This is a genomic window from Bradyrhizobium symbiodeficiens, from assembly GCF_002266465.3.
GTDB lineage: Bacteria > Pseudomonadota > Alphaproteobacteria > Rhizobiales > Xanthobacteraceae > Bradyrhizobium > Bradyrhizobium symbiodeficiens.
This window is the reverse complement of sequence record NZ_CP029427.2, coordinates 1,872,735-1,890,569: the sequence shown is the minus strand read 5'-3', so window position 1 is coordinate 1,890,569 and position 17,835 is coordinate 1,872,735. Positions and strand designations below refer to the sequence as shown.

Genomic DNA, 17,835 nt, shown 5'->3' with positions numbered 1-17,835 from the left:
AATTCGGGAATTGCCTTATCGGCATGCCGAGGAATTGAATTCTCCCTTGTTTCTGCCATGTTCGCGCCCAACAGCAGACTCGGGACATCGATTTGGGGCCCGGCCGATTGCGACCTCGCGATCGGAGGGCGCGTTAGGGGACAGCAATGGCAAAGCCGGCAGTGGTTGTGGTGGGCGCGGACAAGGGCGGGGTCGGCAAGACCACGGTATCGCGCACCCTGCTCGATTATTTTTCCGCCAACAACGTGCCGACGCGCGCGTTCGACACGGAGTCGCCGCGCGGAACGCTCAAGCGCTTCCACCCCGACATCACCGAGATCGTCGACATGACGACGACGGCCGATCAGATGAAGATCTTCGACACGCTCAACGCGACAAGCCCATCGGTCACAGTGATCGACGTCCGCGCCGGCCTGCTCTCGCCGGCGCTGGCCTCGCTCCGCGACATCGGCTTCCTGGACGCCGCCAAGGCCGGCCAGATCACCTTCGCCGTGTTCCACATCCTCGGCCCCTCGATCGCCTCACTGGACGAGATCGCGGAGACCGCGGGCTTCATGGGCGGCGCGAAATATTTCCTGGTGAAGAACTTCATCAACGACACCCAGTTCTTCCAGTGGGACCAGGCGACCTACCAATCGTATTTCAACCGCATCAAGGACGCGACCGAGCTGACCATCCCAAAGCTCAACGAAATGGCCTATGAACAGGTCGAAGTCTCGTCCGTCCCGTTCCTGAAGTTCGTTGCCAACAAGGGCATCAACGACGAGGCCGCGAATTATTCGTTCGTGCTGCGCGGCTATGTCCGGCACTGGCTGGCGAACGTCTGGAGCGAGTTCGACCGGATCCGCCTGACCGATATCGTCGGCTCGAAGCCCGCCACCCGCAACAGCGAAAAATAGTTGCGGGCGACGCGCCGATACGGCTGGATTGGGCGGTGAGTTCGCTCGGATAGTAGCTGCCGATGCCCGCAACGCCCGTCTACATCATCTGCTCGCCCCGCCCGCAGGTCGGCAAGACGCTGCTGGCGCGGCTGCTCGCCGAATTTCTGCTGCTCAAGAACGGCAACGTCGCGGCCTTCGACGTCAATCTGAAGGAACCGTCGCTGCTGGACTACCTGCCGAAGATCACGGAGACCGCCGACGTGATCGACACCTACGGCAAGATGCAGCTGATGGACCGCGTCATCGTCGACGACGGCATGGCCAAGGTGATCGATCTCGGCTTCCACGCCTTCGACGAGTTCTTCAAGATGGCCGACGAGATCGGCCTGCTGAAGGAGGCCGCCCGCCGCCATGTCGCACCACAGATCCTGTTCGTCGCCGACACCGACCGCGCCTCGGCCCGCGCTCACGAGATGCTGCGCGAGCGGATCCCGCGGATGAATCTGATCACGGTGGACAACGAATACGTCATTCGGGGCGAGCTGCCGGCCGCGATGGCCGGCGGCCGCCTGTTCCGTCTGCCCGCGTTGCCCGGCTTCCTCAAGACCTATGTCGACCGGCTGAACTTCTCCTTCACCGGCTATCTGCGTCAGGAGAAGGACGCCTCGACCGAGCTGCACCAATGGACCCGGCGGAATTACTTTGCCTTCCGCGAGCTCGAGCTCAGCCTGATCCTGCAGCGATCTTAGATAATTTTACCCGGATATTATTGACTGCGGGTTGGCGCGGGCTTATTGAGGCGGGCATCGGTATCCCCCGCAGCAAGGACCGTCACCGTGAGCATCGACCGGAAAGCAGCGATCGCCGCCTACAAGGAGCGAAAGACCATCGCTGGCATCTACGTCGTCCGCTGTGCGGCGTCGGGCGAGGCCTGGGTCGGACAGGCTCCGAACCTGGAGACGATCCAGAACCGCATCTGGTTCTCGCTACGCCAGGGCAGCCACACCTGCCGCAGCCTCCAGGCTGCCTGGAATGCGCATGGCGAGGCCGGCCTGACCTTCGGCGAATGCGAGCGTCTCGAGGATGAGGAGAGCAGCTACGTCCGGAACGCGCTCCTGAAGGAGCGCATGCTGCATTGGCTGGCGGAGCTGAGGGCCGAGGCGATCTGACTCTCAGTGCCCTTCAAACGTCATCAGCGTGCGCACCGGCACGTCCATGGCACGGAGCTTGGCGGCGCCGCCGAGGTCGGGCAGGTCGATGATGAAGCAGGCGGCGACCACGTTAGCGCCGATCTGGCGTAGCAGCTTCACCGCGCCTTCCGCCGTGCCGCCGGTGGCGATGAGGTCGTCGACCAGGATGACGCGCTCGCCGGGCGAGATGGCGTCGACATGCATCTCCATCTCGTCGATGCCGTATTCGAGTGAGTAGGCGATGCGCACGGTGGTGTGCGGCAGCTTGCCCTTCTTGCGGATCGGCACAAAGCCGGCCGAAAGCTGGTGCGCCACCGCGCCGCCGATGATGAAGCCGCGCGCTTCCATGCCGGCGACCTTGTCGATCTTGTTGCCGGCCCAGGGATTGACCAGCTCATCGACCGCGCGGCGGAAGGCGCGCGCGTCCGCAAGCAGGGTCGTGATGTCGCGGAACATGATCCCCGGCTTGGGATAGTCGGGGATGGTGCGGACGCTTGCCTTAATATCGTGGTCAAAGGTCATTGGTGCCTCTCAATCAACGCGCGCATCCAGCCGGAACGCATTCTCGACAATCTTCAAGCCCACCTCGTTGCCCAGCGACATCAGCGATTCCGGGTGGAATTGCACGCCGGCGACCGGCAGCGTCTTGTGCTCCAGCGCCATGGCGACGCCGTCCTCGGTGCTGGCGGTGACGGACAGAACCTCCGGCATGCTGTCGCGCTCGACATAGAGCGAGTGATAGCGGCCGATGACGATCTCGTTCGGCAGATTGCGCATCAGCCGCCCGCCGCGCACCTGCACCCGCGAGGGCCGGCCATGGGCCGGATGGGTGAGCTGGCCGAGTTCGCCGCCGAAATATTCGCCGATCGCCTGCACGCCGAGGCAGACGCCGAACACCGGCAGCTTCTTCTCCAGCGCCGCATCGATGGTCTTCTTGATCCCGAAATCCTCAGGCCTGCCGGGACCGGGCGACAGCACCAACAAGTCCCAGCTCTTCTGCTTGAGCATGTCGAGCGCGTGGACATGGCGGACCACGGTGACGTCGGCGCCGACTTGGCGGAAATAATCGGCGAGCATGTGCACGAAGCTGTCGTCGTGATCGATCAGCAGCACCTGCTTGCCCGAACCGGTTGCATCCGGCGCAAAGGTCGACAGCGGCTTCGGCGGATCACCGCGCAGCGCCTGGAACAGCGCGGCAGCCTTGACCTGACACTCGCGGTCTTCGGCGGCCGGATCGGAATCGAATAGGCAGGTGGCGCCGACGCGAACCTCGGCCAGACCGTCCTTCATGCGGATGGTGCGGATGGTCAGGCCGGTGTTGATGCTGCCGTCGAAATTCACCGCGCCGATCGCGCCGGCATACCAGCGCCGCGGCGAGCGCTCGTGATCCTCGACGAACTGCATCGCCCACAGTTTTGGCGCGCCTGTCACGGTGACGGCCCAGGCATGGGTGAGGAAGGCATCGAGCGCGTCGAAGCCGGGGCGCAGCATGCCTTCGACATGGTCGACGGTGTGGAACAGCTTCGAGTAGGTCTCGATCTGCCGGCGCGCCAGCACCTTGATCGTGCCTGGCACGCAGACGCGCGCCTTGTCGTTGCGATCGACGTCGGTGCACATGTTGAGCTCGAACTCGTCCTTCTCCGAGTTCAGGAGCTGGCGGATCTGCTCGGCGTCGCCGATCGCATCCGTGCCGCGCGCGATCGTGCCCGAGATCGGGCAGGTCTCGACGCGGCGCCCGTCCGAGCGCACGAACATTTCCGGCGAGGCGGAGACGAGAAACTCGCCCTCGCCGAGATTCATCAGCGCGCCGTATGGCGAGGGGTTGATGACGCAGAGGCGCTGGAAGACTTCGGCCGGTGAGCGGTCGCAGGGCTCGGCAAACAGCTGGCCTGGTACCGCCTCGAACAAATCGCCGCGGGCGAAGGCCGCGCGCGCGGTCTCGACCGTGGCCTGATATTCGCCCGGCGCGTGATCGGCAAAACCCTGTCGCGGCGTCTTCGAATAGGGACTCTCGGCGGTCTCGCGGGGCAGGCCTGCGGTGGATTTACCCTTCCAGGTGAAGTCGTAACTCAGCACGACGCCTCGGCCGGTGGCGCGGTCATAAGCCAGCAGGCGATCGGGCACGTAGAGCACGATGTCGCGCTGGTCCTGCTCGCGCGCTCGCTTCTGCACCAGGTCCTCGATCTGGAACACGAGGTCGTAGGCGAAGGCGCCGAACAGGCCGAGCAGCCCGTCGTCATTGGCGGAGAAGGCGGCGACGAGATCGCGCACCAGCGACATCACGCTGGCGCGCCGCGTGCGCTGGTCCTCATCGACCGGCGCATCGCCGCGGATGATATGGCCGGCAAGGCGCGTCGCGGTCTTCTCGGAGATGACGACGCAGGGCTCACGCAGCACATCGGCCAGGAAGGCGATCAGCACGTGCCCGCGCGCGTTCAGCGCTTCCAGCCTGAAATTGACGCCAGTGGTCTCGAGCTTGAGCGGCGGATCGGAGAAGCCGAGGTCAAAGCTCTCGTAGCGGCCGGGCACAGTCGTGCCCGAGGACAGCACCACGCCGCGGCGGCGGTCGAGCAGATTGATGAGGTCGTCGAGCCTGTTGGCGCCGCCGGTAAACTGCTCCGCCACGCGCGCGATCGCCAGACCCGCGCGGGTCACATAGTCGCTTCTGGCCGGGAGGGCAAAGACGGTCCTGTTCATGTCGTCCTCTTACGAAACTTGCCGAGGAAACGCCACACAGGACAAACGAGAAGGCCGCCGCGCTGTGCAGGCGACCTCAGACGATTTGGGAAAGGAAAATCGCACCGGCCACCTCGTTAGGAGGTGCGCCACCAAAGACGGGATGGGCGGGCTGCGGTGCTCATGGCGGGGATACTCACCATGGCGCAGGGACGGCGTCAAGGGTGGGCGGGCGGCCTCGACTGCCCGTACAAAGGGCGAGCCGGCAGCGAGACCGAGTTTCGGATCAGGCCAGTTCGTCCGGCTTCGGCACATCGCGCCTTCCATGACGTACGTCGCACGACAACGCTGGCAGCACGCTTGTCCTGCTGCGCGATATATTCGTGAAGTCCCTCGATATCAGTGTGGGCACGCCAAGCGCCGGAGCTTCACAGGCCACACTTATTCCAGAGCGCGGCCATTTCCTGACCGGTCGCGAACTCGCCCCGTTCGGCCTGCTCAAGTCCCTCAAGCACAGATGAACGATGTTCGTCAGGCACAACAAACAGATCGCCGTCTTCGGCGACGATCTGCTCAAGCACCTCGGCGACGTAGGCCTGCCGATCTTCCGGCAGCCTTCTCACCTTCTCGATCACATCTTCCAAGACCTTGGTCATGGGAGGAACATATACCAGTTACGGGCCGAAAACGACCTATCCCTCAACCCAGATGCTTCCGGAAAAACTCCGTCGCCCGGCCCCAGGCGAGCTCGGCGGCTTCGCGGTCGTGCACGGCCTGGCGCTGCTCGTTGACGAAGGCGTGCTCGGCGTCATAGCGGAACAGCTCCAGCGACTTGCCGGCGGCCTTCATGGCCTTCTCGAAGCCGTTGACCAGCTCCGGTGTGCACCAATCGTCCTTGTTGGCGAAATGTGCCTGAAGCGGGATCTTGACGTCGGCCGGCTTGGCCGCCTGCTCAGGCGGGATGCCGTAGAATACGACGCCGGCTGCGAGCTCCGGCACATGCACCGAGCCGATGATGGTGACGGCGCCGCCGAGGCAGAAGCCGGTCAACCCGACCTTGGCACCGTTGCGCGACAGATATTGCGCGGCGCCGCGCACGGTCTGCGTGGTGGCGTCCATGAAGTCGAGCGAGTTCATCTCCTTGTTGGCGGTGTCCGTGTCGTGATACGGCACCACCTTGCCCTTGTAGAGATCGGGTGCCAGCGCGTCGAAACCGGCCAGCGCGAAGCGGTCGCACAGGCCCTTGATCTGGTCCGACAGGCCCCACCATTCCTGAATCACGACCACGCCCGGCGCGTTGCCGCGCGCGGCATTGGCGAGATAGCCCGAGGCGTCCTTGCCGTCCGGGCGCTTGAAGGTGATGGCGGTTCCCATGGTGTCCTCCGATGAGTTTCTGGGAATGAGGTTGGCGGTATCTTCGCCGGTGCGGGCACGCGGCGCAATCCACACTCTCGTCATTCCGGGGGCGCGCGATAGCGCGAAACCGGAATCCATCGGGGCGGCAGAGTCGGTCGATGAATGGATCCCGGGCCCGATGCTGCGCATCGCCCCGGAATGACGGCGACAAAAAAAGCCCCCTTGCGGGGGCTTCTTCATTTCTCGTCAAGCGCCGCTCAGTGCGAGCTGGCCCAGACCTTCTTCTTGGTGAAATACATCAAACCGGCGAACAGGATCAGGAACACGAAGACCTGGAATCCGAGGCGCTTGCGCGCTTCCATGTGCGGCTCGGCGGTCCACATCAGGAAGGTGGTGACGTCCTTCGAGTACTGCGCGACCGTGGCCGGGGAGCCGTCGTCATAGGTCACCTGGCCGTCGCTGAGCGGCTTCGGCATCTTGATGGCGTGGCCCGGGAAGTACTTGTTGTAGTAGGAGCCGTCCGGAATCGTCACGCCCTCGGGCACGTGGTCATCAAAGCCCTGCAGCACGGCCGAAACGTAGTCCGGGCCCTGCTCCTGGTACTGGCTGAAGAAATCGACGATGAACATCGGGAAGCCGCGCTTGTAGGAGCGGGCCTTGGTGATCAGCGACAGGTCGGGCGGCGCAGCTCCGCCGTTCGCCGCGCGCGCTGCCTGCTCGTTCGGGAACGGCGAGGGGAAATAGTCGGCCGCCCGGCCCGGGCGCTCGAACATATCGCCGGCATCGTTCGGACCGTCCTTGACCTTGTAGTCCGAGGCGAACGCGGCCACCTGCGCCACCGAATAACCGGGGCCGCCGGAATCGCCGAGGTTGCGGAAGGCGATGTAGGACAGGCCGTGGCAGCTGGCGCAGACTTCCTTGTAGACTTTCAGACCGCGCTGAAGCGCACCGCGGTCGTACTTACCGAAAGGGCCCGAGAACGACCATTTGTTGCCCGGAGGCACGTCACTGCCCTCGGAGGCGCGTGCGTCCTGCAGACTGCCCAGGAACAGCGCACCGGCGGCGACGAGCGCGATGGCAATCGAGGCCACCGCCTTGCCGCCCTTGGCCAGAATCGCCTCCGAGATCGAGTTCGGCACCGGCCGCGGCGTCTCGATGCGCGAGAGCAGCGGCAGGACGATCAGGAAGTAGGCGAAGTAGCAGACCGTGAGGATACGGCCGGCGATCACGTAGATGCCTTCCGGCGGCTGCGCGCCAAGATAGCCGAGCAGGATGCAGACCACGACGAAGATCCAGAAGAACTGCTTGGCCAGCGGACGGTACTTCGACGACCTCGTCTTCGCTGCGTCCAGCCAGGGCAGGAAGCACAGGATGATGATCGCGCCGAACATCCCCACCACGCCCGCGAGCTTGTTCGGGATCGAGCGCAGGATCGCGTAGAACGGCAGGTAATACCATTCCGGCACGATGTGCGGCGGGGTCACGCCCGGGTTCGCCGGAATGTAGTTGTCGGCGTCGCCGAGATAGTTCGGCATGTAGAAGATGAACCAGGCGTAGAGCAGCAGGAAGCAGGCGACGCCGAAGCCGTCCTTGATCGTGGCATGCGGCGTGAACGGCACCGTGTCCTTTTCCGTCTTCGGCTCGACGCCGTCAGGATTGTTCTGGCCCGCAACGTGGAGTGCCCAGACGTGGAGCACGACGACGCCTGCGATCAGGAACGGCAGCAGGTAGTGCAGCGAGAAGAAGCGGTTCAGCGTCGGGTTGCCGACCGAATAGCCGCCCCACAACAGCGTCACGATGCTCTCGCCGACATAGGGAATGGCGGAGAACAGATTGGTGATGACGGTAGCGCCCCAGAAGCTCATCTGGCCCCACGGCAGCACGTAGCCCATGAAGCCGGTCGCCATCATCAGCAGGTAGATGATGACGCCGAGGATCCACAGCACTTCGCGCGGCTCCTTGTAGGAACCGTAGTACAGGCCGCGCAGCATGTGGATGTAGACCGCGAAGAAGAACATCGACGCGCCGCAGGCGTGCATGTTTCGCAGCAGCCAGCCGTAATTGACGTCACGGACGAGCAGCTCGACCGACTTGAAGGCGAGATCGGCATGCGGCGTGTAGTGCATCGCCAGGATCACGCCGGTCAGGATCTGCATCCCCAGCATGAAGGAGAGGATGGCGCCGAAGGTCCACCAATAGTTCAGGTTACGCGGGGTGGGATAGACGACGAACGAGGAGTGCATGAGGCCGAGGATCGGCAGGCGCCGTTCGAGCCATTGCAGGGCCGGATTGCTCGGCTGGTAGTCGGATGGTCCGCTCATGATGCGATCCTGAGGAAATAAAACGACGAGACGGCGCGAAGCTTCGGACGCGGGTCCGAGGCTCAGCCGATCTGGATTTTGGTGTCGGAAACGAAAGTGTACGGCGGCACCGGCAGGTTCAAGGGCGCGGGCCCCTGGCGGATGCGGCCGGACGAATCGTACTGCGAACCATGGCAGGGGCAGAAGAACCCGTCGTAATTGCCTTCATGGGCGATCGGGATGCAGCCGAGATGGGTGCAGATGCCGATCACGACCAGCCATTGCTCGTGGCCGGACTTGACCCGGGCCTCGTCGGTCTGCGGATCGGGCAGGCTCGCCACGTTGACGGCGCGCGCCTCGTCGATCTGCTTCTTGGTGCGGTGGCTGATGTAGATCGGCTTGCCGCGCCAGAACACCTTGATGTCCTGACCTTCGGCGACCGGACTGAGATCGACCTCGATCGGCGCACCGGCGGCGATGGTCGACGCGTCAGGATTCATTTGGGAGATGAAGGGCCAGAGCGCGGCTGCGCCCCCTACTGCTGCAGCTGCCCCGGTTGCAACGAATAAGAAATCACGGCGTGTCGGATGGTCCGCCGAAGACGCTGTCGTCACGATTCCAACCCTTTCTTCTTATGCCACCGGTGGAACCGCTCCAGGAGCCCCCAAGGTCCCCGGAACAGTCTGCCGGCGCCCGCGGCCCCCCGCGGCGGCAGAACTTCGCTCATTCACCTCTAAACGGATGAAACAGCAGTCCAGAATCGTTCTATTGGCACCCTTGCCGGGCGAGCGCAAGCCCGCTATCGGCGCGGGAGCGTGCAATGCACGAATTCCGCGGCCGGCGGTGTTTTAGTGAGACATTTCCGGCACGCATCGCCCCGATACAGCCCTCGCACAGCCCATGCAGATAGCGCTTTTCCAACCCGACATCGCCCAGAACACCGGCACGATTCTCAGGCTTTGCGCCTGCCTGGGCATCGCCGCCCACATCATCGAACCGGCGGGCTTCCCCGTCTCCGACCGCCTGTTCCGCCGGGCGGGAATGGACTACCTCGACCATGTCAGCCTGACCCGCCATGACTCCTGGTCGAAATTCGAGGATTGGCGCGCGGCACATGACTACCGCCTGCTGCTGTTCACCACCAAAGCTGCCACCGACTACCGCGATTTCCGTTACCAGACGTCGGACATCCTGCTATTCGGGCGCGAGAGCGCCGGTGTCACCGACGCGGTGGTCGAGGCCGCCGATGCGCGGCTGGTGATCCCGATCAAAGCGGGGCTGCGGTCGCTCAATGTCGCCATGACCGCGGCCATGGCCGCCGGCGAGGCGCTGCGGCAGATCCGGAACCCGCAGGCCTGACAGATTGAGGAGAGACGAGTGAGTTACGCGGTCAAGGAGATCTTCCTGACCCTGCAAGGCGAAGGCGCCCATGCCGGGCGTGCGTCCGTGTTCTGCCGTTTTGCCGGCTGCAACCTCTGGAGCGGCCGCGAGGCGGACCGTCTCGAGGCCACCTGCAAGTTCTGCGACACCGATTTCGTCGGAACCGACGGCACCCTCGGCGGCCGCTACGGCTCGGCCGCGGAACTCGCCGACACCATCGCCGCGCAATGGCGTGCCACCGCCGCCAACCGCTACGTGGTGCTGACCGGCGGCGAGCCGCTGCTCCAGGTCGACGCCGCGCTGATCGAGGCGCTCCACGCCCGCGGCTTCGAGATCGGCGTCGAGACCAACGGCACCATCGCAGCTCCCGAGGGGCTCGACTGGATCTGCGTCAGCCCCAAGGGCGGCAGCGAGCTGGTGCTGCGCCAGGGCCACGAGTTGAAGCTGGTCTATCCGCAGGCCCTCGCCGCCCCTGAAGCCTTCGAGGACCTCGCCTTCGAGCGCTTCTCGCTGCAGCCGATGGACGGGGCCGAGGTCATCGAGAACACCGCGCGCGCGATCGACTACTGCCTGCGCCATCCGCAATGGCGGCTCAGCGTGCAGACGCACAAATCGCTCGGCATCAGATAGGACGCGACCGGGATGCAGATGGACATGGCGGAGATCGAAGACCGCAAGACCCGTGCCCGCAGCTGGTTCGAAGCCTTGCGCGACGACATCTGCGCGAGCTTCGAGCGGCTTGAGGACGACGCCCCGCAAAGCCTCTACCCGGGCGAGGCCGGCCGCTTCAAGCGCACGCCCTGGCAGCGCACCGACCATACCGGCGCGCCCGGCGGCGGCGGCGTGATGTCGATGATGCATGGCCGCCTGTTCGAGAAGGTCGGCGTGCACTGCTCAACCGTGCATGGCGAGTTTGCGCCCGAATTTCGCGCCCAGATTCCCGGTGCCGCGGAGGATCCCAAATTCTGGGCTTCGGGCATTTCGCTGATCGCGCATATGCGCAATCCGAACGTGCCCGCCGTGCACATGAACACCCGCTTCGTCGCCACCACCAAAGCCTGGTTCGGCGGCGGCGCCGATCTCACGCCGGTGCTGGACCGAAGGCGGACGCAGGACGATGCGGACACCATCGCCTTCCACGCCGCGATGAAGCAGGCCTGTGCGCAGCCGAACGGGGTTGCCGACTACGACAAGTACAAGACATGGTGCGACGAATATTTCTATCTACCGCACCGCAAAGAGGCGCGCGGCATCGGCGGCATCTTCTACGACTGGCATGACAGCGGCGACTGGAACGCCGATCTCGCCTTCACCAAGGAGGTCGGCCGCGCCTTCCTGAAGATCTACCCCGAGATCGTCAGGCGCAATTTCGCGAACGCCTGGACTGCTGCCGACCGCGAGGAGCAGTTGATCCGGCGCGGCCGCTACGTCGAATTCAATTTGCTCTATGATCGCGGCACCATCTTCGGGCTCAAGACCGGCGGCAATGTCGATTCGATCCTGTCGTCGATGCCGCCGGAGGTGAAGTGGCCATGACTGTTTCGAAGCCGCTTCCCCGCGCCATGCTGATCGACATGGACGACACCATCCTGTCGGCCTACGGCCGGCCCGAGATCGCCTGGAACACGATCGCGAAGGAATTTGCCGACGAGCTTGCGCCGCTGCCGCCCGAGCTGGTCGCAACCACGGTCCTCGCGTTCGCGCGAAACTTCTGGGCGAACGCCGAAGCCGCTTGGCGGATGAAGCTCGCCGAAGCGCGGCACCTCACGGTCAAGGGCGGCTTTGCCGCGCTCGCGGCGGCCGGCCATCGCGCCCTGCCCGACGACCTCGCCATCCGCCTCGCCGACCGCTTCACCGCCTATCGCGAGGAGGAGATGTTCGTCTTCCCCGGCGCGCATGAGGCGATCGATCAATTGAAGGCGCGCGGTATCAAGCTTGCGCTGGTGACCAATGGCGCCGCCGACATGCAGCGCGCCAAGGTCGAGAGGTTCGAGCTGGCGCACCGCTTCGACCACATCCAGATCGAGGGCGAGCACGGTTTCGGCAAGCCCGAGGAGCGCGCCTATCTGCACGCGATGGAAGCGCTTGGGGTCACGCCCGCGGACACGTGGATGATCGGCGACAATCTGGAATGGGAAGTGGTGACGCCGCAGCGCCTCGGTATCTACGCGATCTGGATCGACGTGCACGGCGACGGCCTGCCCGAGGGCTCGACGGTCAGACCCGACCGCATTATCCGCTCGCTGACCGAACTGGTGCCGGACCGGACCTGACCAAAAGCAAAATATCGAAAAACAACCCCATGCACAGTAGACGGCTGCTGCAATAACAACGGCTTACGGCACGCCGAAAACGAACTGCTGATTTTACGAAATCATTTGACCCGTCGGGCAAAACGGGCGCATGATGCAATCATCGCCGCGCCCGGGACGGAACAGCCCTTGGTGACCATCGAGCGATCCCCCACTCGAACCTCTGCCATAGGCGTTTAGGAAGTTGAGGCCAGCCGGACACATTCGCGGGTCTCCATCCCGTGATTGGCGTGTCATGACGGCTTGCTAGCTTCTTAAGTCAATCAACCTGAAAGGACCATCCATGGAACTGAAAGCCGGCGATATCGTCATGCTGAAATCCGGCGGGCAGCCGCTCACCGTCGCCGAAGTGAAGGGCGACGACGCACTCTGTCTCTGGATGGGCGTGGAAGGCGATTTGTTTCGCGAGACCCTACCGCTCGCCGTGCTCGAACAACTGGAAGAGTTGGACGAGGACGACGAGGATGAAGACGAAGACGAGGAATAGGCGCGCCAGGACCTGATCCTGGCGGCGCGGGAACTAAACCAGGAGGCGTCGATTAGGATGTCATGATCCGCGCGCCTCAATTCGCCGTTCGGGCCGGAAGCCTTGCGATGTTCGCTTTCGTCGTAGCGATGGCTGGCTCTCGCCCGAGCGGTGCGGACCCCTCGTCTGCTTCCACAACACTGCGGAATGCCGCCGGGTTTTCGTCGATTTCAAATCAAGCCGACCGCTCGCGCGCGCTGTTCGAAGAAATCGGCAAGGTGCTCACCAATCCGCGTTGCATGAATTGCCACCCGGCCGGCGATCATCCGTTGCAGGGCGACGATAGCCACGAGCATGTACCGCCTATATGGCGTGCCGAGACCGGGCATTACGAGGTCAGCTGCTCCGGATGCCATAGCGGGAAGAACTTTTCGCTTCACGAAGCGGCCACCTATCGAAGCATTCCCGGTCATCCGCGATGGGGCTTCGCGCCACTGTCCATGGCGTGGGAAGGCAAGTCGTTGGGCGACATTTGCCGCCAGCTGAAGGACGTCCAACTCAATGGCGGTCGTGACCTCGCCGCGCTGCAGGAACACATCGCCAAGGATGATCTCGTCGCGTGGGGTTGGAATCCCGGCGAAGGCCGCAAGCCGGCTCCGGGCAGCCAGCAGGTGGCGGGCGAGCTGGTGCAGGCCTGGATCGATAGCGGCGCCGAGTGCCCGCGCTGACGCAGGCAATATCCGGACGTTGCGTCGCTCATAACGGTGCAACAGCTGACCTCCCTAGATGTCGCGACGGCCACGCCGAGCAATGGAACTCCCGGGAACATTGGCCGTTTCCATCTCTTCCAAAACCGGGAGACGCGCGTGAACCGCCGAGACCTTCTTCGCGCATCAGCTGCTGTTTCAGCTGCAGCCATACTGCCACGGGCTGCGGACGCTCAGGCCGGCGACGCCCCGCCCTTCAGCCCTTCCACCGTGCGCGAGCAGGCGCGCGCCCTTGCCGCCAAGCCGTTCGTGGCGCCGGACGAGAAGCTTCCGGACGCACTGACGAATCTCAACTACGACCAATACCGATCCATTCGGTTCGCACCCGAAAAGGCGCTATGGCGTGACGAAAAGCTGCCGTTCCAGGTGCAGTTCTTCCACCGCGGCTTCTTCTACAAGAACAGGGTCGACATCTTCGAGGTGGCGAACAGGAGCGTCACACCGGTGTCGTATCGGCGCGCCGACTTTTCGTTCGGCGAAGGGCTCGGGCAATGGCCGGATGCGGACCTCGGGTTCGCCGGCTTCCGTATCCATACCCCGATCAACAAACCCGATTATTACGACGAACTTTGCGTATTCCTTGGCGCAAGCTACTTCCGGGCCGTTGCGAAAGGACAGACCTATGGTCTGTCGGCGCGGGGGCTTGCGATCGATACAGGCGAGAGCAAAGGCGAAGAGTTTCCGGTGTTCAAGGCGTTCTGGCTGGAGAAGCCGGCGCCGAACTCCTCCTCGATGGTGGTCCATGCGCTGCTCGACAGCAAGAGCGCAGCAGCCAGCTACCGCTTCACCATACGGCCGGGCCAAACCACGGTATTCGACGTCGAGATGGCTCTCTATCCGCGGGTCGACGTCGAGCACGCGGGGCTCGCGCCGATGACCAGCATGTTCTTCTTCGGTCCGAACGATCGGAAGGACTTCGATGATTTCCGCCCCTCGGTTCACGACTCGGATGGACTTTCGATCTTCAACGGCAGAGGTGAGCAGCTCTGGCGGCCGCTCAACAATCCGCACGATTTGCAGGTCAGCAGTTTTGCCGATGTCAATCCTGGCGGCTTCGGCCTCATGCAGCGGGAGAGGAATTATCTCGCTTATCAGGATCTGGAATCCAGTTTTGAGACCCGCCCGAGCCTCTGGTTCGAGCCGATCGGCGATTGGGGCGAAGGGGCGGTGAAACTGATCGAGATACCGACCAAGGAAGAGGTCCACGACAATATCGCCACGCTCTGGCAGCCGAAACAGCCCCTGACGGCAAAGAGCGAGCACATCTTTACCTATCGACTGCACTGGGGGCCGGACGCGCCGAAAGCCGACGCACTGGCGCGGTTCACGCGCACGGGTATCGGCAGCCGTGGCGATGACAGCAAGCTGTTCGTCCTGGAGCTGATGGGCGATCGCCTCAAAAGCATCGATCCCAAGGCCGTCAAAGGCATGGTGACCGCTGAAAAAGCTGAAATCAGCAACATCGTCACGCAACCAAATCCCGCGACTGGCGGATGGCGTCTGAGCTTCCAATGCTCGGTCAAGGGGCAGCCGTCGATCGAACTGCGCGCTTTCCTCGCGCAGAACGATGCGCCGGTCTCTGAAATATGGATCTATCGATGGACGCCCTGAAGCGGTCGCAGGCGCCACTGCCAAGCGCCCCCGCCCGCCCGTTTCTGCCGCCGGAAAGCCCGCTGACGATGCTGCCGTGCAGGCTGGATCACGCAGCCGGCGTCCGGCAATCGCAAGCGCCGGCGAGCGCTAGCCTGACGGCTCGCCGTCTCTTCATCTTTGCCGGTACGGCCTTGCTGACGCTTGCAGGCGCCTACGGCATGTACGACGTGGTGAAAATTGGCGGTGTCACCTTTCTCGAGGCGCTGCTGCTCGGCCTGTTCCTTGTGCTGCTCGCCTGGGTCGCGTTCTCGTTCATGTCCGCCCTTGCCGGATTTTTCGTGCTGCTGACGCGCGGCCAGGTCAGCCTGCCGATCGACACGACAGACCCGCTGCCTCCCATCACCACGCGCACCGCCATGCTGATGCCGACCTATAACGAGGACCCCCATCATGTGATGGCCCGGCTGCGCGCAATGTATGAATCCGTCGAAGCGACCGGATATGGCGCACAATTCGACTGGTTCTTGCTGAGCGATACGACCGACCCGGACGTCTGGATCAGCGAAGAGATGGCCTTCATCCAGCTGCGCCGTGCCTGCGGCGGAGATCGGCTGTACTACCGGCATCGCTCCGACAACACCGCGCGGAAGTCCGGAAACATCGCCGACTGGGTCACCAGGTTTGGCGCGGCCTATGATCACATGATCGTCCTCGACGCGGACAGCCTCATGGAGGCTGACACGATCGTTCGCATCGTCCACGCGATGGAACGCCACCCCACTTGCGCGCTGATGCAGACGCAGCCTGTCATCGTCAACGCGCGCACCCTGTTCAGCAGGCTGCAGCAATTTTCGGGACGCGTGTACGGTCCCCTCATCACGGCGGGCAATGCCTGGTGGCACGGCGGCGACAGCAACTATTGGGGCCACAACGCCATCATCCGGATACAGGCCTTCGCTGCGGAGGCCGGACTGCCCGAACTCCGCGGTCGCAAACCTTTCGGAGGACACATCCTCAGCCATGATTTTGTCGAGGCCGCGTTGATGCGCCGCGCCGGCTGGGGGATCTATATGGTCCCGGCGGTTCGCGGCAGCTTCGAAGAGGTCCCGCCGTCGCTGCTGGACTTTGCGGGGAGAGACCGTCGCTGGTGCCAGGGAAACCTGCAGCATCTCGCGGTTCTGCCGGCGCGCGGGCTGCACTGGGTTTCGAGGCTGCATCTGCTCACCGGCATCGGCTCCTACGTGACGGCGCCGCTCTGGCTTCTGTTCCTGTTGCTCGGTCTGCTCATCTCGCTGCAGGCGCACTTCATCCGGCCCGAATACTTTCCGAAGGGCTTCAGTTTGTTTCCCAGCTGGCCGCAACAGGACCCGGTGCTTGCGGCCTGGGTCTTTGCCGCGACAATGGGGCTTCTGATCCTGCCGAAGCTGCTGGCCTATCTGGTTCTGATCAGCAATCGTGACGAACGAGCCGGATTTGCAGGAAGCTTTCGTGCTCTGGCGGGTGTCGTTTGCGAGACGTTCGTGGCTGCATTGCTAGCGCCCTGCATGATGATCCTCCAGACCAAGGCCGTCGTGGAAATTCTCGCCGGCCGGGACGCAGGCTGGCAAGTGCAGCGCCGAGGCGATGGACGGCCTGCCCGCGGCGAAGTCTATCGAAAGCTCGCCGGACCGACACTGTTCGGCCTCGCCCTGTCGCTCTGCGCCTATGCGGTCTCCTTGCCCCTGCTGCTCTGGATGTCGCCGGTGGTGCTGGGACTGCTGCTTTCGATCCCGTTGGGGATCATCACCTCTTCGCGGCTGAGCGCGCCCGGAGTCTTTGCCACGCCGGAAACCAACAGCTCGCCTGCCGTGGTGCTGCGCGCGAACGAGCTCGCCGCATCCGAGCGCACTGAAATGGCCGGGGCTCTACACCAGCTCGGCCGGGACCCTGAATTGCTGGCCGAGCATCTGGGCTCGCTGTCGCCTGCCAGCCCGCGCAGATTTGGGCTCGTCGACGTGCCTCTTGCGACCGCAACCGCCAAGGTCGAGCAATGCGAAAGCCAGGAGGATGCCGCTGCCTGGCTCGACAGATCCGAACTGCACGCCGTGCTTGGCCATCCGACGCTGCTCAAACAGGTCCTTGAGATGCCTCCAGGCAGGCAGGAATAGCCATCGCGGCGCAAGCCGTTATCGCGTGCCAGAATGCCGAAGCGAAAGCGGCGTCTTGCCGATCCGGCAGCGCTGACCCGATCACGTCCATCGGCATCGGCGACCGCAGCGCGGTGCTGCCGGGCGTCCCTTGCTCACGGCTGCCGATCGCTGCCGCACCAATTGCGTTGGACGAAAAGGCTGACTAGGACGTTCGGATGAGCATCGAATCGCCTCCGAATTGGCCAGTTGTGGACCCACCGCCCTTGGTGCCCGCGCCGCGTCGCCGATGGCCGTTCGCGCTCTTCGTGGTCGTTGTCCTGGCGCTCGCAGGCGCAGGGGCAGGTTACGTCTGGCTGAACCCGGGATTGTTCAGTCAGTCCGCCGGACGCGAGGATGGGGATGCCGACAGCAGATCCAATGACAAGGCGATCATGACTGACCTGCTCGCCGCGCAACAAAAGACGGCCGACGACCTGGCGGCGATCGACAGGGCCATCGCCGATCAGCAAGAGCAATTGAAGGCGATCGTAAGTCAACTTGCCAACCTCAGCTCGAAAATTGACGCAGTGAGGAGCCCGGCCCCGCAGGCATCGGTCACACCGGCTCCGCTGGCTGCCCCCAGTGCCGCGATGCCATCGGCTTCAATGCCTCCCGTTGCGCCCGCTGCAACAGCGCGCCTCGCCCCGAAGCAAAAGAAGCCACCGCGCCCAACGGCCCCGACCGGCCCGATATCGGTCGGGGGAGCGCCGTTGAACGCGGCGCCCGATGCGACTGTGCGCTGAGCC

The 17,835-nt window shown here is 64.0% G+C and carries 18 protein-coding genes; 12 read left to right on the top strand and 6 right to left on the bottom strand.

Going from position 1 to position 17,835, the window contains the following annotated elements; translation table 11 throughout:
• The first annotated feature begins 146 nt into the window (after positions 1–146).
• The 3 genes from CIT39_RS08655 (at position 147) to CIT39_RS08645 (ending at position 2,050) form a co-directional block, all read left to right on the top strand.
• On the top strand, positions 147–899 hold the full coding sequence (locus tag CIT39_RS08655; protein ID WP_094892673.1) for a P-loop NTPase family protein: 753 nt from the start codon (positions 147–149) through the stop codon (positions 897–899).
• A 62-nt stretch (positions 900–961) separates the two neighbouring features.
• On the top strand, positions 962–1,630 hold the full coding sequence (locus CIT39_RS08650; RefSeq protein ID WP_094975719.1) for a P-loop NTPase family protein: 669 nt from the start codon (positions 962–964) through the stop codon (positions 1,628–1,630).
• Between the two features lie 87 nt (positions 1,631–1,717).
• Entirely contained in the window at positions 1,718–2,050 is a 333-nt protein-coding gene (locus tag CIT39_RS08645; RefSeq protein ID WP_094975720.1) for a GIY-YIG nuclease family protein, read from the top strand.
• Between the two features lie 3 nt (positions 2,051–2,053).
• Here the strand turns inward: CIT39_RS08645 and CIT39_RS08640 are convergent, their stop codons facing one another.
• The 6 genes from CIT39_RS08640 to petA all read right to left on the bottom strand — a co-directional run bounded on the left by CIT39_RS08640 (position 2,054) and on the right by petA (position 9,017).
• Positions 2,054–2,593, bottom strand: a complete 540-nt coding sequence (locus CIT39_RS08640; RefSeq protein ID WP_094975721.1) for an adenine phosphoribosyltransferase — start codon at positions 2,591–2,593, stop codon at positions 2,054–2,056.
• A 9-nt stretch (positions 2,594–2,602) separates the two neighbouring features.
• Positions 2,603–4,768, bottom strand: coding sequence for an anthranilate synthase component I (locus CIT39_RS08635; RefSeq protein ID WP_094975722.1), 2,166 nt, complete (start codon positions 4,766–4,768; stop codon positions 2,603–2,605).
• Between the two features lie 407 nt (positions 4,769–5,175).
• Complete coding sequence (locus tag CIT39_RS08630; RefSeq protein WP_094975723.1) at positions 5,176–5,403, bottom strand: hypothetical protein; 228 nt, start codon at positions 5,401–5,403, stop codon at positions 5,176–5,178.
• 43 nt (positions 5,404–5,446) lie between these two features.
• Positions 5,447–6,121 (bottom strand): dienelactone hydrolase family protein, encoded by a 675-nt coding sequence (locus tag CIT39_RS08625; RefSeq protein ID WP_094975724.1) that lies wholly within the window; start codon positions 6,119–6,121, stop codon positions 5,447–5,449.
• A 239-nt stretch (positions 6,122–6,360) separates the two neighbouring features.
• Entirely contained in the window at positions 6,361–8,424 is a 2,064-nt protein-coding gene (gene fbcH / locus CIT39_RS08620; protein ID WP_094975726.1) for a cytochrome b/c1, read from the bottom strand.
• Positions 8,425–8,486: 62 nt separating this feature from the next.
• Positions 8,487–9,017, bottom strand: coding sequence for a ubiquinol-cytochrome c reductase iron-sulfur subunit (gene petA, locus CIT39_RS08615; protein ID WP_094975727.1), 531 nt, complete (start codon positions 9,015–9,017; stop codon positions 8,487–8,489).
• A gap of 286 nt (positions 9,018–9,303) precedes the next feature.
• Between petA and CIT39_RS08610 the strand changes: the two genes are divergently transcribed.
• From CIT39_RS08610 to CIT39_RS08570, 9 genes are all read left to right on the top strand, one after another.
• Positions 9,304–9,762: a tRNA (cytidine(34)-2'-O)-methyltransferase gene (locus CIT39_RS08610; RefSeq protein ID WP_094975728.1), complete on the top strand. Its 459-nt coding sequence runs from the start codon at positions 9,304–9,306 to the stop codon at positions 9,760–9,762.
• Between the two features lie 18 nt (positions 9,763–9,780).
• Positions 9,781–10,413 carry a 7-carboxy-7-deazaguanine synthase gene (gene queE / locus CIT39_RS08605; RefSeq protein WP_094975729.1) on the top strand — a complete coding sequence of 211 codons (633 nt, stop codon included), beginning with the start codon at positions 9,781–9,783 and terminating at the stop codon, positions 10,411–10,413.
• Between the two features lie 18 nt (positions 10,414–10,431).
• Complete coding sequence (hemF, locus tag CIT39_RS08600; RefSeq protein ID WP_094975873.1) at positions 10,432–11,319, top strand: oxygen-dependent coproporphyrinogen oxidase; 888 nt, start codon at positions 10,432–10,434, stop codon at positions 11,317–11,319.
• On the top strand, positions 11,316–12,056 hold the full coding sequence (locus CIT39_RS08595) for an HAD family hydrolase (RefSeq protein WP_162308415.1): 741 nt from the start codon (positions 11,316–11,318) through the stop codon (positions 12,054–12,056). Before hemF ends, CIT39_RS08595 begins: the two co-directional genes overlap by 4 nt.
• Before the next feature lie 322 nt (positions 12,057–12,378).
• Positions 12,379–12,582: a DUF2158 domain-containing protein gene (locus CIT39_RS08590; protein ID WP_094975731.1), complete on the top strand. Its 204-nt coding sequence runs from the start codon at positions 12,379–12,381 to the stop codon at positions 12,580–12,582.
• 107 nt (positions 12,583–12,689) lie between these two features.
• Positions 12,690–13,289 (top strand): Isoquinoline 1-oxidoreductase subunit, encoded by a 600-nt coding sequence (locus CIT39_RS08585; protein ID WP_244607546.1) that lies wholly within the window; start codon positions 12,690–12,692, stop codon positions 13,287–13,289.
• Between the two features lie 189 nt (positions 13,290–13,478).
• The gene (locus CIT39_RS08580) at positions 13,479–14,939 is read left to right on the top strand and encodes a glucan biosynthesis protein G (protein WP_414645246.1); all 1,461 of its coding nucleotides are present in this window, start codon (positions 13,479–13,481) and stop codon (positions 14,937–14,939) included.
• Entirely contained in the window at positions 14,927–17,068 is a 2,142-nt protein-coding gene (gene mdoH, locus CIT39_RS08575; RefSeq protein WP_094975734.1) for a glucans biosynthesis glucosyltransferase MdoH, read from the top strand. Before CIT39_RS08580 ends, mdoH begins: the two co-directional genes overlap by 13 nt.
• A 197-nt stretch (positions 17,069–17,265) precedes the next feature.
• The gene (locus CIT39_RS08570) at positions 17,266–17,832 is read left to right on the top strand and encodes a hypothetical protein (protein WP_094975735.1); all 567 of its coding nucleotides are present in this window, start codon (positions 17,266–17,268) and stop codon (positions 17,830–17,832) included.
• Positions 17,833–17,835: the final 3 nt, after the last annotated feature.

Coding starts and splice junctions, on each gene's coding strand:
- CIT39_RS08655 (WP_094892673.1), top strand. CDS start 147: ATGGCAAAGCCGGCAGTGGTTGTGGTGGGCGCGGACAAGGGCGGGGTC.
- CIT39_RS08650 (WP_094975719.1), top strand. CDS start 962: ATGCCCGCAACGCCCGTCTACATCATCTGCTCGCCCCGCCCGCAGGTC.
- CIT39_RS08640 (WP_094975721.1), bottom strand. CDS start 2,593: ATGACCTTTGACCACGATATTAAGGCAAGCGTCCGCACCATCCCCGAC.
- CIT39_RS08635 (WP_094975722.1), bottom strand. CDS start 4,768: ATGAACAGGACCGTCTTTGCCCTCCCGGCCAGAAGCGACTATGTGACC.
- CIT39_RS08630 (WP_094975723.1), bottom strand. CDS start 5,403: ATGACCAAGGTCTTGGAAGATGTGATCGAGAAGGTGAGAAGGCTGCCG.
- CIT39_RS08625 (WP_094975724.1), bottom strand. CDS start 6,121: ATGGGAACCGCCATCACCTTCAAGCGCCCGGACGGCAAGGACGCCTCG.
- fbcH (WP_094975726.1), bottom strand. CDS start 8,424: ATGAGCGGACCATCCGACTACCAGCCGAGCAATCCGGCCCTGCAATGG.
- CIT39_RS08610 (WP_094975728.1), top strand. CDS start 9,304: ATGCAGATAGCGCTTTTCCAACCCGACATCGCCCAGAACACCGGCACG.
- hemF (WP_094975873.1), top strand. CDS start 10,432: ATGGACATGGCGGAGATCGAAGACCGCAAGACCCGTGCCCGCAGCTGG.
- CIT39_RS08595 (WP_162308415.1), top strand. CDS start 11,316: ATGACTGTTTCGAAGCCGCTTCCCCGCGCCATGCTGATCGACATGGAC.
- CIT39_RS08590 (WP_094975731.1), top strand. CDS start 12,379: ATGGAACTGAAAGCCGGCGATATCGTCATGCTGAAATCCGGCGGGCAG.
- CIT39_RS08585 (WP_244607546.1), top strand. CDS start 12,690: ATGTTCGCTTTCGTCGTAGCGATGGCTGGCTCTCGCCCGAGCGGTGCG.
- mdoH (WP_094975734.1), top strand. CDS start 14,927: ATGGACGCCCTGAAGCGGTCGCAGGCGCCACTGCCAAGCGCCCCCGCC.
- CIT39_RS08570 (WP_094975735.1), top strand. CDS start 17,266: ATGAGCATCGAATCGCCTCCGAATTGGCCAGTTGTGGACCCACCGCCC.